The organism is Nitratidesulfovibrio sp. HK-II, from assembly GCF_003402415.2.
Classification (GTDB): Bacteria; Desulfobacterota; Desulfovibrionia; order Desulfovibrionales; family Desulfovibrionaceae; genus Cupidesulfovibrio.
On the sequence record NZ_AP036014.1, the window covers coordinates 764213 to 777053 of the forward strand.

Here is a 12841-nt window from a genome sequence, read left to right on the forward strand (position 1 = left end):
CCGCTGATTTCGGCGGACTTTTCTGTTTCTCTTGAAAATATTATGGTATAAAGGTTTGTCGATGGTGGTGAGCGATTAAAGAAAGGGGGAATGGCCACTATAGTTGTGTGCACTATGGTTGTGTTTGGATAGCTGTGTGGATGTGTTGAAGTTTTGTTGATGGTGGTTTTTGTGGTGTTTTGGTGATTTTAGGCGATATGTTTTTATTCTGTGCAATGACACAGGGGTGTGATGAAATGTATAGAATAGCATGCGGTATTGTTGCCGGACTGTTTTGCTTACTGTCGGTGCATGATGCAGCAGCATTGAGCGTTACAAAAAAATCTATGATTGGGGTTGCGCAGGCGTATGGCTTTTTGGTGAGTCAAGATGCATATCTTGATGCGGTGGCTGAAAAATTTCCAGACATGCAAAAAGATGCAAAGATTGCAGCGTTAGAATTTGAAGTCACATTTCCAGAGGTGAAAAAGAATATCGAGAGTGAGCTTGATAACATGGGGGGGAGTGAGGGGCTGAGGGCGAGGTCTATCGACGCCAAAAGGCAAATACGTGATGCTGTATTCAGTGGGAACTTTTCAAGAAGCGATGCGCAAGCGTTCATAGAAGAGGTTAAGGGTAGGGCGAATGGCAACATATACAGCCCCGTGTTGGAGTATATGCTTGCCGTGCAGTATGCAAAAAACCCTGTGGGTGAATTTGTGGATGGTTTCAAGCAGGCGTATAACACAAAAGATCATGCCAAGGCTCATGGAACAAGATTGCGGATGAATTTGCCGATATCGTGGGCTGCTTTTGACGGTGACAGGCCTCATATTGTGCAGAAATGGGTGAGTGAAAACGGTGATGGATTGAATATGATTACGCTTGTAATCAAGAATGCAGATGGTTTTAGCCCAGAAAAGCATGAAATAGAGAGCTTTGTTGAATCCGGAAGAATAAAGGATGCCCTCGAGGAAGGCGCGCGATATATTTCGGCAGGAACATTTACTATAGAAGGTATTCCAGGCTTCTGGGTGATGCAAGATGTCCGGATGGAACGTGCGGGGATGACGTATATGCAACGGATGTTGGAGTATCAATTTTTTCCCTACGGGAATTTCGTCCAGCTGACGTGCCACGCTGGTGGCGTTGAGAATGCGCGGGGTATACAAGCAGAGTTTGAAAAAATCGCGCCGCTGTGCAGGGCAGTTTTGAACAGTTTCGTACTCGAAAATCCGGATGAGTAGGCGTGGTACGGAGGATGGCGCAGGGGCGGGCTGTTATTCGCCTTCCCCCTTCCCATCCTCCAACGGCAAGTCCAGCTGCCAGATGTCCTCGTCGTAGTCCTTGCTGACGATGAATCCGACCGACCGTGCCAGTTCGGCCATGGACTTGTTGTCGCCAAGGGCAGCGCCCACAATGCGCTTGGTGCCGCGCGCCTTGCAGTAGCGGATGATCTTCTGCATCAGCAGCTTGCCCAGGCCCTGCCGTTTCAGGTCGGACCGCACGGCCACGGCGAATTCCGCCTCGCTGTTGTCGGTGCTCACCATGGCCCGCACCACGCCCAGCGTGCGCGTCACCCCTTCGTTGTCCGGCCCCTTGGCGATGAATGCCATTTCGCGGTCGTAGTCGATCTGGGTCAGCTTCACCATCTCGGCGCGGGGCAGCTTGGCCACGTTGCCGAAGAAGCGGAACCGCTTGTCTTCAGCCGATAGACTCTCCACGAATTCCCAGTGCTCCGGCTCGTCTTCCGGGCGGATGGGCAAAAGGTCCACGTGCCGCCCGTCGCGCAGGGTCACGCATTCCTCAAGCTCGCGCGGGTAGGGGCGGATGGCCAGCTGGTCCGTGCCGGTGGTGGTGGACCAGGCAATGCGCATGTGCGCATCCAGCGCCACCACGCCGTCGCCGTCCACGAACAGCGGGTCTATCTCCATCTCGAAGATTTCGGGAATGTCGATGATCAGCTGCGACACCTTGCACAGCAGCAGGCGCACGGCGTCCAGATTCACGTGGGCCTTGTGGCCGCTGCCGCGCAGCAGGCGGTACACCCGCGTGCGCGACACCAGTTCCTGCGCAAGGCCCATGTTTAGCGGCGGCAGGGCGGTCTGGCGGTCGGCCAGCACCTCTGCCATGGACCCGCCCTGGCCAAAGCGGATGATGGGGCCGAACACCGGGTCGGTGGCGGTTTCCACGGCCAGTTCGTGCGCCTCGGCCAGACGGCACATGCGCTGCACGGCATAGCCTTCCATGCGCGCGCCGGGCACCTGGTCGCACACGTTGTTGGCGGTGGACAGGGCGGCGTCCATCACTTCTTCGTCGCTGGAAAGATTGAGGGCAACGCCCCCGGCCAGCGAGGTGCGCGGCACGTCGGGCGATTCCACCTTCAGCGCCACGGGGTAGCCGATCTCGGCGGCGGCGGCCACGGCCTCGCGCGGGGTCTTCACATGGCGCGTCTCGGCCACGGGTATGCCATAGGCGGTGAGCACGGCGTGGGCCTCTGCCGGGGTCAGCAGCATGCGCTTGGCCTCCAGCGCGTCGTTCACCACCATGCGCGCCGCCGTCACGTCGGGGTTGAAGGCCTCGGGCAGCGAGGGCGGCGTTTCCATCAGGGTGTCCTGGTTGCGCCGGTACTCCACCATGTTCAGGAAGGCGCGCACCGCGTTGTCCGGCGTGAAGTGGCTGGGCACCCCGGCGGCGGCGAACTTGCGGCGGGCCTCCGCCGCGTCGTCTATGCCCAGCCAGCTTGTCAGCACCGGCTTGCGCCCGCGCCGGGCCACTTCTATGACCGCGCCCGCCACCTCGTCGCTGGGCACGGAAAAGGTGGGCACGTGCATCGCCAGCACGGCGTCCACGCCCCTGTCGTCCAGCAATATCTGTAGCGCCTTGGCGTACATGGCCCCGTCGGCGGAGCTGCGCACGATCAGCGGGTTCCAGTACGACCAGTCGCGCCCCAGCTCGTTGTCCAGCGCCTGGCAGGTCTGGTCGGAAAGTTCGGACAGCTTGCCGCGCCCCTGCAACAGGGCGTCGGTGGCCAGAAAGCCGGGGCTGCCGCCGTTGGTCAGGATGGCCAGCCGGTCGCCCTTCAGGGGCTTGGCCAGGGCCAGCGTTTCCACCGTGTCGAACATGGCGTCGATGTCGGCCACCCGCAGCATGCCCGCCCGGCGAAAGGCGGCGTCGTACACCTCGTCCGCGCCCAGCAGCATGCCGGAATGCGCGGCCGCAGCCATGGCCGCCGCCTCTGACCGGCCCGCCTTTATCACCAGCACCGGCTTGTTGCGGGCCAGCGCGCGCGCGGCCGACATGAAGCGCCGGGCGCTGTCGATGGTCTCTATGTACAGCAGCACGGCGCGGGTGTTCACGTCGCTGTTCAGGTAGTCCAGCACGTCGTGAAAGTGCACGTCGTAGCGGTCGCCCAGGGCGATGAAGTGCGAAAAGCCGATGCCCTTGGACGTGGCCCAGTCCAGAACGGACGTGAACAGCGAGTCGGACTGCGAGAGGAAGGCCACCTTGCCGGGCAGCGCCTCTCGCGGGGCAAGGCTGGCGTTCACCCCCACCGATGGCGTGATGAACCCCAGGCAGTTCGGCCCCAGCACCCGCACGCCCCAGCGCCGCGCGGCCTGCAACAGGGCGGCCTTTTGCACTTCGCGCCGTTCGCGGTCAAAGCGGAAGAACCCCCGGCTCATGATCACGGCGGCGCGGGTGCCGCGCTTGCCCAGCTCTTCTATGTAGCCGGGAATGGTTTCGGGCGGGGAGCAGATGATGGCGAGGTCGGGCGTCAGCGGCAGGGTGTCGATGGCGGTGTGGCCAGGCATGCCCGCCACGGCCTCGCCCGTTTCGTTCACCGGCAGCACCGGCCCCAGAAAGGTGCCGGACATCAGGTTGTTCATGATGATGCAGCCCGGCTCGCCCGGCGTGGACGTGGCCCCGATGACGGCCACGGAATTGGGCTTGAACATCTGCTCAAGGGACGATTGCGTGGACACCGTGCGAACCCCCTTCCGTCGTGCCGCCGCGTGCGGGCAGGTGCGGGCGCGCCGGGCGGATGCCCGGCGACGTGGCGGTGCGCGTTGGCGGCGGCAGTGCGGGCGGAAAGAGCAGGGCCGCGCGGTGTGCGGTCATGCCGCCGCGCCGCTCCGGCGTGCCGTCCCCGTCCGGTGACGGGCCGTCATGCGCCGTTCATGGGGCGCACCATTCAGGGCATTCTTTCCGTCCACCGGCAAAAAGTCAATTTCACCGGCGCGGGATGACCGTTCACCGAAAAGGGGGTGGCGCGCCCTTTCGCATGGTCACTGCACGGGGCTAGACAAGGGCCGTGGGCCACGCCCCGCCGCAAGAACGGGCAGGGCCGCCACGAAAAGACCGGAACACCGGCATACCGCCAAACGAACGGGAGGCACCGGCCATGAGCCAGAACAAGTCCGACAAGATCGAAAGCATGATGGACGAAAAGCGCCACTTCGCGCCGCCCGCCGCGCCTTCCGGTGATCGCCGCCGCCCGCACGTGAACGGCATGGACGAATACCTCGCCCACCGCGAACGCGCCGACAAGGACCCCGAAGGCTTCTGGGGCGACCGGGCAAAGCAGCTGCTGGACTGGTTCACCCCGTGGGACAAGGTGATGGACGCGGACATGCACGCCCCGCGCATCGAATGGTTCACGGGCGCGAAGCTGAACGTGGCGTACAACTGCCTGGACCGCCATCTGGTCAACGGCCGCCGCAACAAGGCCGCCATCATCTGGCAGGGCGAGCCGGAAGACGACGTGCGCGTGCTGACCTACCAGATGCTCTACGACGAGGTGTGCCGGTTTTCGTCCGTGCTGCGCAACCTTGGCGTGCAGAAGGGCGACCGCGTTGCGCTGTACATGCCCATGATTCCCGAGCTGGCCGTGGCCATGCTGGCCTGCGCGCGCATCGGGGCGGTGCATTCCATAGTTTTCGCCGGGTTCTCGGCCGTCAGCCTGCAGAACCGCATCCAGGACTGCGAGGCCAGGGTGGTGGTCACGGCGGACGCCGTGCTGCGCGCGGGCCGGTCCATCCCGCTCAAGGTCAACGTGGACGAGGCCCTGAAGGACTGCCCCAGCGTGGAAAAGGTGGTGGTGGTCGACCGCGCGCACTCGGGCTGCGCCATGCGCGAAGGCCGCGACCTGTGGTGGCACGAGGTGATGGCCGACCGCACCCTTGATTCCGCCTGCCCGTGCGCCAAGATGGACAGCGAGGACATGCTGTTCATCCTGTACACCAGCGGTTCCACCGGCAAGCCCAAGGGCGTGGTGCACACCACCGGCGGCTACCTTACCTACGCGGCCCACACCACCCAGTGGGTGTTCGACCTGCATGACGACGACGTGTACTGGTGCACCGCCGACATCGGCTGGATCACCGGGCACAGCTACATCGTGTACGGCCCGCTGGCCCTTGGCGGCACCACGCTGATGTTCGAGGGCGTGCCCTCGTGGCCGGGGCCGGACCGGTTCTGGCACATCGTGGAAAAGTTCCGGGTCAACATCTTCTACACCGCGCCCACGGTCATCCGCGCCCTGATGCGCGAAGGCGCGCACTGGACGCAGAAGCACGACCTGTCCTCGCTGCGCATTCTTGGTTCGGTGGGCGAACCCATCAACCCCGAAGCGTGGATGTGGTACCACGAGCACATCGGCCATAACCGCCTGCCCATCGTGGACACCTGGTGGCAGACCGAGACCGGCGGCATCATGATTTCCGCGCTGCCCTACGCCACCACGCTCAAGCCCGGCTCGGCCACCATGCCCCTGCCCGGCGTGGACGCGGCGGTGGTGAAGCCCGACGGCACCCCCTGCGGCCCCAACGAGGGCGGGCACCTGGTCATCCGCAAGCCGTGGCCCGGCATGCTGCGCGGGGTGTTCGGGTCGCCCGAGCGGTACAAGTCCACCTACTTTGAACGCTTCCCCGGCATGTACGAATCGGGCGACGGCGCGCGCACCGACGAGGAAGGCTACACCTGGGTCATGGGGCGGCTGGACGACGTCATCAACGTTTCCGGGCACCGCATGGGCACGGCGGAAGTGGAATCGGCACTGGTTTCGCACCCCTCGGTGGCCGAGGCCGCCGTGGTGGGCATGCCCCACGCCATCAAGGGCGAGGCCATCTACGCCTACGTCACCCTGGCGGCGGGCACCGAAGAGACCGAGGAACTGCGCGCGGCCCTGCGCACCTGGGTGCGCAAGGAAATCGGCCCCATCGCCACGCCGGAAGTCATCCAGTTCGCCGAAGGGCTGCCCAAGACCCGCAGCGGCAAGATCATGCGGCGCATCCTGCGCAAGATCGCCTCGGGCGCGGGTTCCGACTTCGGCGACACCTCTACCCTGGCCGACCCGGGGGTGGTGCAGGATCTCATCGAGGGGCGCGTGCAACTTACCGGACATTAGTCATAGCAAGGCAGGGCGGCCCGTTTGGCGGCGGACCGCCCTGCCCGCCGGCAACCACACCCGCGCCGGACGTGCGGCGATGTCCGGCGCGGGTGGCCGGCCACTGGACAACCGGCCTTGGTTCAGCATCACAAAACGTTCTCTCCCCCCTTCCCGCAAAGGAGGCGGACCGGGCACCCGGTCCGCCTCCGCCGTTTTCGGGGCGCGCAACGCCCTGCCGCCGCGCGCGGGGCAGGCGGGCCGCCTTCTCCTATGGGGTCACCAGCCCGCGTGCCCGCAAGTCGCGGTCCATGTATTCCACTATCTTGCGGCGCGCCATGCCGCGCAAAAAGGGCCACGCGGCGGCCATGAACAGCCGCGCGGGCCAGCAGGTCTTGCGGCCCAGGCGGGCCACCATGGTGTTCAGGCGCGGCTGCATGGCCCTGCCGATGGCGGCAAGCTCGTCGGCGGGCAGCCTGGGCCAGGCGGGCAGGGGAATCTCGGCGCTCACGGAGGGCATCAGCGGGATGATGGGCACATGGTCCCTGGCCCCGCCGGTGGTCCGGGCCACCAGGTGGCCGCCCAGCGCGCCCTTGGCCGCATAGAGCGACCGGCTGGGCTCGAACCGGCTGTTGGCGAGGGGCAGGGTGAAGTGCATGCGCAGGAACTGCTGTGCGTTGCGTCGGCCAAGCTGGTAGTCGTGCTCGCGAAAGGCCAGCGACAGGAAACCGGCGAAGGCCCCCAGCCCCGCCCCGGCAAGGGCGTCGTCGCCGTAGACGGTTCCGCGCGCGTTGCTGCCGGTTGGGGCCACGAGATACCGGGAATAGATGGCCGAGTCGGCGGCAAGGGCCAGTTCCTCGGGCTTGAAGCGGCATTGCTGCTTCATGGCGGACAGCAGGGGGGCCACCACCTCCGTCACGTCGGGGCGCAGCTGGCACTGCCGTTGATAGACCTGCGCATCGAAGGGCGAGGGAAAGGGATCCACCAGCACCACGGCGGAATGGGCCGCTTCGCCCGTGCGCGGCAGGCGCGTGCAGATGTCGTCCGCCAGTGCGCGCCGGGCCAGCTCGAAGGGTTCGTTGTTGGCCATGCCCCCGTCCACCGCCGGAAAGCGCAGCGTGTCGCCGGTGGGCAGCTGGGTGGGGGCGCGCACCGGCGTACAGCGTCCGTCCTGGTCGAGGCCGGGCCACATGCGCGCTTCGTAGACCTCGCGCGAGGTGTACAGGAAGCGCGGCGCAAGCCCCACGGGAAAGGCGGAACTGGCCAGCGCCCACGTGACCAGGGTGTTCCACCCGGTGGGGCCGTGCGGGTCCACGTGGGTAACGCCCGGCTTGTCCGGTGGGGCAAGCGAGAACTGGAACGTGCCGTGGTCGCCATGCTGGAACATGTCGTGCCCGGATTCCGGGCCGGACCCCTGCATGGCGATGCGGTAGGGCACGCCGGGCAGGTTGGTGACGCACAGGATGACGCGCAGCGTCTCGGACAGCCATGGGGGCGGCGAGAAGCGCGGGTCCCACGGGGAGCCGAAGGCCTCGTCCGCGATGGCGTCCAGCCGGTGGGAATTGAGCAGCGAGGGAATGGCGTCGCCGGGGTCCTGCATGTCCGACAGGCCCAGGAAACCGCGCGAGGTGCCGTCGTCGTGCCGCAGGTCCAGGCTGTCCACCCACACCTGTCGCAGCAGGGACGGGGTGTGCCCGCCCGCGGTGCGCCTGCCCCGGATCACCGCCGCCGGAAACAGCCCGGCGGCCACGGCCCCGGCCGAGGTGCCGGACACGGCGTCGATGCGCACGTCGTGGTCGGGCACGGGGTCGCCGCGCGCCTTGGCCGCGTACCAGGCGTCCAGCGCCTCGATGATGAAGTCGATGACCCCGGCGGAATAGGGGCCGCCGGATACGGCCCCGGCCGACGTGAGCGCGATGTGGAACGGCTCTGCCATGGGTGCCCCCGGTGGATCGGAGGTTGCGGACGGCCGGTTGACCGCCCCGATGCGGTGCGGCGGGCATGGCCCGTCACCTGCTGCGAACGGCGACGGAGGGAGATGGCGTGGCGGAAGGTGGCGGCGCGGCGGGGGGGGGGAGAGGGCGGTGGCGGCGCGGAGGGGGTGTGGAAGGAGATGCAGGGATGTTCGCACATGCCGCCCCCCGTGGGAAGGAAATTGTGCGCGGCGCGGCATGGTCGCAAAGGGAAACTAGCCCGGTTGCCGCACGCGCCGGAAAGGTGCTATGTTGTCGTATGGTTCCGGGCCTCGTCCGGGATTGCCCCTTTGGCCGTGCCACCCCGTTTCGCGACACCACCAGGAGGTTTCCATGCCCGCATTGCCCCCGCGTTCCGTCCGTAGCGTGGCCCGGCCCCGCCCGGCGCTGCTGTTGCTGGTTCTGTTGCTTGCGTTGTTGCTGGCGGGGTGCGCGTGCAGGCAGCCCCCCGCGCAGGGGGATGCCAAGGCGGCCGCGCCAGCGGCGGAAAGCGCGCCGCTCCTGCTGGAACACCCCACCACCGGGGGCATGCTCTACGCGCGTGAGCCGGAACTGCTGCGGCGGTACACGAAATTCCAGATGGAGCATGTGGTGCTGCGCGAGGAGCATCCCGAAACCTTCCGGGGCGCGTCCCTGGACGAGAAGGCCAACATGGTCTTCATGACCCGCGACATCTTCGTGGATGGGCTGCGGCGCGGCGGGTGGGAGGTGACCGACCAGCCCGGCCCCGGCGTGGCCCGGCTGCGGCTGATGATCTTCGGCATGCAGCCCACCGAGGTGGCCCCCAGCAACGGGACCTACGACACGCCATTCGGACGCATCGACCTGACCCGGCTGGACGACGCGGGCAAGGCGGCGCTGATGGGCAACATCACCCTGGGCGGCGAACTGACCGATTCCGAGACCGGGTCGCGGCTGCTGAGCTTCGTGGAGCGGTGTTCCGTCACCGGGCTTGATCCCTTGCGGGCCTTTGGCCGGTGGGACGCCGCGCGCAGCGGCGTGGAGGCCAGCGCGGCAACGTTGGTGCGCGGTTGGAACCGCCTGCACGGAAAGTAGCCCCCTTCGATTGCGAGCGGAAACGTCACCAGTCACGCGGCATTGCCTCGTGGCTGGTTCTTTTCGGGGGGGCACTGCGGAGGCGTGGTGGGTCGGCGTGCCAGCCTACCCCTGGCAGGTGGGCGGGGCCGCTTCGGCAGGGGTTTCCGGCAGGGGCAGGCGCAGGGTGACCGTGGTGTCGCCGGGGCGGCTGTCCACGTCGATGAACCCGCCAAGGGCGGTGACAACGCCCACGGCCACGGACAGGCCAAGGCCCATGCCGCGCCCCACCGGCCGGGTGGAGAAGAAGGGCTCGAACACGTGGGGCAGCACCTCTGGGGCGATGCCGTGCCCGGTGTCGTGGAAGGCGATGCACAGTTCGCCGCCGGGAACGGGGGCGGCTGCGTCGCCGGGCGGGGGCAGATCCACCCGCACGGTGACGGCAAGCTCGCGCTGCGTCGCCGGGGGCTGGGCGTATTCCACCGCGTCCAGCGCGTTTTCCGCCACGTGCACGAACACCTGGCGCAGTTCCACGGGCGGGGCCACCAGCAGGGGCAGGTCCGGCGGCGCGTCCAGCCGCACCGTCACGCCAAGGTCGGCGGCCCGGTCGCTCAGCAGGCGCAGGGCCTCGCCCAGCAGATCGGCCGCGCGCACCGGGCCGGGGCGCGGGTCCAACCCCTTGCCGAAGAACAGCAGCTTGCGGGTTATCTCGCGCACGCGGCGGCTCTGGGCCTTGATCCGGATCACCGAGCGGCGCATTTCCGCCGCGTGCGGGCTGGATGCAAGGTCCGGCTCGTCCAGCAGGTCCTCGATCCAGCCCGCAGCGTTGGTCATGATGTTCACGGGGTTGTTGATCTCGTGCGCCACGCCCTCGGCCAGCCGCCCGATGGAGGCCAGCTTGCCCGCCTCGATCATGCGGGCGTTTTCTTCCTGGCGCAGCTTGCGCTCGTGGGCGGCGCGCAGCTCGCGCACCAGATCGTCGATGTCGGCGGGTTTCAGCAGGTAGTTGAAGGCCCCGTGCCGCATGCCCTCGACCGCGCTGCGCACGTCGGACGAGCCGGTGAGCATCAGCGCCTCGACCAGCGGCAGGCGCGCCTTCATGCGGCGCAGAAGGTCGATGCCGCTGGCCCCGGGCAGGCACACGTCCAGCACGGCCACGTCGAACTCCTCGCCCGCGTCCAGAAGCGCGAGCGCGGATTCGGCGTCGTAGGCCGTGCGCACGGCAATGCCCCGCGCGCGCAGCCGTTCGGCCAGCAGCTCGGCGAATGCCGTCTCGTCGTCAACGAGCAGGGCGCGCATCATGCCACCCGCGGGCGGGCAAGCCCGCGCCGCTACTCCTTGTCTTCGTCAAGGATCTTGCGGGCGTTGTCGAAGTCGCCCGCCTGCGCGAAGGTGGCGGCCACCATGGCGTCCTCGACCCTCTCGCGGAAGGCGCGGCGGATGTCGCGCACCAGGATGTCGATGTCCACGGGCTTCTTGTGGTATTCGAAGGCCCCCAGGCGGCGGGCTTCTTCCTCGTCCTTTTCGGTGCCGTGGCCGGTCAGCACGATGACCTGTACCTGCGGGTAGGCCTTCTTGACGCGGCGCAGCACTTCCATGCCGTCGATGCCGGGCATGCGCAGGTCGAGGACCATGACGTCGGGCACTTCGCCGGAGGACACCATCTGCAGGGCTTCTTCACCGTTCAGGGCAACGGTGGCCCCGGCGTCGCGCATGGACATGCGCTCGGCCAGCGTGCGGACGAAATTTTCCTCGTCGTCCACCAGCAATACCTTGATACCCTTCATGACTGCTCTCCTTCGGGTTCGGGTGAAACTCGGTCCGCAAACCCGCGCGGCGGTGGCGAAGCCGCCGCGCGGTGCATCTTAACTGTTCATGCGCTAAATGGGCGCCACGCCGTAGCACACGGCCACGTCGCCAAGGCCCACGTTGTCCAGGAAACTGTTGTGAATGACCCGGCGCGCGGGGCGCGCGCATCCCATCATTTCCAGGGCCGCGTCGTGGCAGTCGGCCTCGGCGAAGGCCACGGCCGCGAAGACATCTTCAAGCCGCCCGGCGCATGCGGGGGTGGCGGTGACGCCCGCCATGCGCATGGCCTCGCCGTGTTCCGCCGCATCGGCGAAGGCCACGGCTGCGAAGCAGCGTTCCAGCGTTTCACGAAGTGTTGCCATACGTTCCTCCGTTGTGCCGTGGCGGCAGGATGTTGCCGCAGCGTGAGACAAATGTTTCAGGAGAGCAGTTGGCTATATCGTAGCTGAAACCGTTGCAACGCGAAAGCGGAAAATATCGTCTGCATCATGCGGTGCAGTTGGGGCAGGGCAGAAAGAAGCGCAGTTGCGCCCCTTCCGTCTGCCGCACATCCGCCCCGCACGCCCGCATGCAACGCGCTATGTCGGCGCTGGACGTGGAAAGCTCCGTCGTTCCGGAGCCGGACAGCGCCCCGGGCGGGGTGAAATCCAGTTCCACGCCCGGCGTGCCGTCACGCATGGCCGTGCGCAGCACCAGCATGCCGCCGGTGGCGGGCCTGCCCTGCGGCGCGGCGCCATCCGCCAGCCCCTCGCCCAGGCAGCAGCGCACGGCCCGCAGCAGTCTGGCGCGCAGGGCAAGGCCGGGTGCGCTCACGCGCACGGCCGGGCCATCCCCTTGCGAAAGTTGCACCCCGCGCATGGCGCAGCCGCGCCGGGCCAGGGCCACGAATTCCTCAAGCACTGTGGAAAGCTCGCGGGCGGATTCGCCGTCCTCTTCCCAGGCGTGGGCCAGCCGGTTCAGGTTCCACGCAAGGTCGCCCCCGCGCGCCACCTGTTCCTGGATCAGCGAAAGCATGGTGCACAGCCGGTCGCGGTGGGGCAGCCCTTCGCCGCACAGGGACACGAGATCCTGCATCAGCCCGGCCGATTCGCGGATCACCGCCAGGGCGTTCTGCAGTTCGTGGGTGGCCGAGGCGGCAAGGCAGCCCACGCATTCGTGGGCCGCGTCGCTTCCGTCCATGTGGGCCGGGGCGTCCATGCGGGGGGTGTCGTCGTGTGCCATGCCGTGTTTCCTGTGCGGTGCGTTGTGCCGGGATGCGCTCGTGCAGGGGCTAACTGTTGCCCTGGGCGGCGTGGGCCAGCCTGCCCGCCTCGTGCAGCTTTTCCAGCAGGTCTTCCAGCCGCAGCGGCTTCATCAGGTAGTCGAACGCGCCCAGCTTCATGCCTTCGATGCCGTCGCGCGCGCTGCCGTGCCCGGTGAGCAGGATGACCTGCACGGTGGGGTGCCCGGCCTTGATGCGGCGCAGGGCCTCGGTGCCCTTGATGCCGGGCATCATCAGGTCCAGCACCACCACGTGGGGCGGGTCCGCCTCCACGGCGCGCAGGGCCTGCTCGCCGTCGGTGGCGATGCGCGTGACCATGCCGCGCAGCGAAAGCCGCTCGGCCAGGGTTGTGACGAACTCTTCCTCGTCGTCCACGAGCAGAACCTTCAGTTCCTGCAT

Annotated in this window: 10 protein-coding genes; 3 read left to right on the forward strand and 7 right to left on the reverse strand. The window is 66.9% G+C overall.

The genetic code is table 11. The features are described from left to right. The first annotated feature begins 236 nt into the window (after window positions 1-236). A complete protein-coding gene (locus tag RVX_RS02985; protein ID WP_147307553.1) occupies window positions 237-1226 on the forward strand; it encodes a hypothetical protein in 990 nt (329 codons plus the stop codon). Window positions 1227-1259: 33 nt separating this feature from the next. On the opposite strand, the gene RVX_RS02990 is transcribed toward RVX_RS02985, so the two are convergent. Further along, window positions 1260-3962, reverse strand: a complete 2703-nt coding sequence (locus RVX_RS02990) for a GNAT family N-acetyltransferase (RefSeq protein ID WP_420192408.1) — start codon at window positions 3960-3962, stop codon at window positions 1260-1262. A 419-nt stretch (window positions 3963-4381) separates the two neighbouring features. Between RVX_RS02990 and acs the strand changes: the two genes are divergently transcribed. Continuing rightward, complete coding sequence (gene acs, locus RVX_RS02995; RefSeq protein WP_007524681.1) at window positions 4382-6385, forward strand: acetate--CoA ligase; 2004 nt, start codon at window positions 4382-4384, stop codon at window positions 6383-6385. Window positions 6386-6635: 250 nt separating this feature from the next. Here the strand turns inward: acs and RVX_RS03000 are convergent, their stop codons facing one another. Beyond that, window positions 6636-8300 (reverse strand): patatin-like phospholipase family protein, encoded by a 1665-nt coding sequence (locus tag RVX_RS03000; RefSeq protein WP_420192383.1) that lies wholly within the window; start codon window positions 8298-8300, stop codon window positions 6636-6638. A 370-nt stretch (window positions 8301-8670) separates the two neighbouring features. On the opposite strand from RVX_RS03000, the gene RVX_RS03005 reads away from it, so the two are divergent. Further along, on the forward strand, window positions 8671-9393 hold the full coding sequence (locus RVX_RS03005) for a DUF3313 domain-containing protein (protein ID WP_420192382.1): 723 nt from the start codon (window positions 8671-8673) through the stop codon (window positions 9391-9393). Window positions 9394-9498: 105 nt separating this feature from the next. On the opposite strand, the gene RVX_RS03010 is transcribed toward RVX_RS03005, so the two are convergent. The 5 genes from RVX_RS03010 to RVX_RS03030 all read right to left on the reverse strand — a co-directional run bounded on the left by RVX_RS03010 (window position 9499) and on the right by RVX_RS03030 (window position 12841). Then, window positions 9499-10674 carry a sensor histidine kinase gene (locus RVX_RS03010; protein WP_420192381.1) on the reverse strand — a complete coding sequence of 392 codons (1176 nt, stop codon included), beginning with the start codon at window positions 10672-10674 and terminating at the stop codon, window positions 9499-9501. Window positions 10675-10703: 29 nt separating this feature from the next. After that, the gene (locus RVX_RS03015) at window positions 10704-11159 is read right to left on the reverse strand and encodes a response regulator (RefSeq protein WP_007524674.1); all 456 of its coding nucleotides are present in this window, start codon (window positions 11157-11159) and stop codon (window positions 10704-10706) included. Window positions 11160-11252: 93 nt separating this feature from the next. Further along, a complete protein-coding gene (locus RVX_RS03020) occupies window positions 11253-11543 on the reverse strand; it encodes a hypothetical protein (protein ID WP_420192380.1) in 291 nt (96 codons plus the stop codon). A gap of 124 nt (window positions 11544-11667) precedes the next feature. Beyond that, a complete protein-coding gene (locus RVX_RS03025) occupies window positions 11668-12402 on the reverse strand; it encodes a sensor histidine kinase (RefSeq protein WP_420192379.1) in 735 nt (244 codons plus the stop codon). Window positions 12403-12451: 49 nt separating this feature from the next. Then, window positions 12452-12841, reverse strand: a complete 390-nt coding sequence (locus RVX_RS03030; RefSeq protein WP_420192378.1) for a response regulator — start codon at window positions 12839-12841, stop codon at window positions 12452-12454.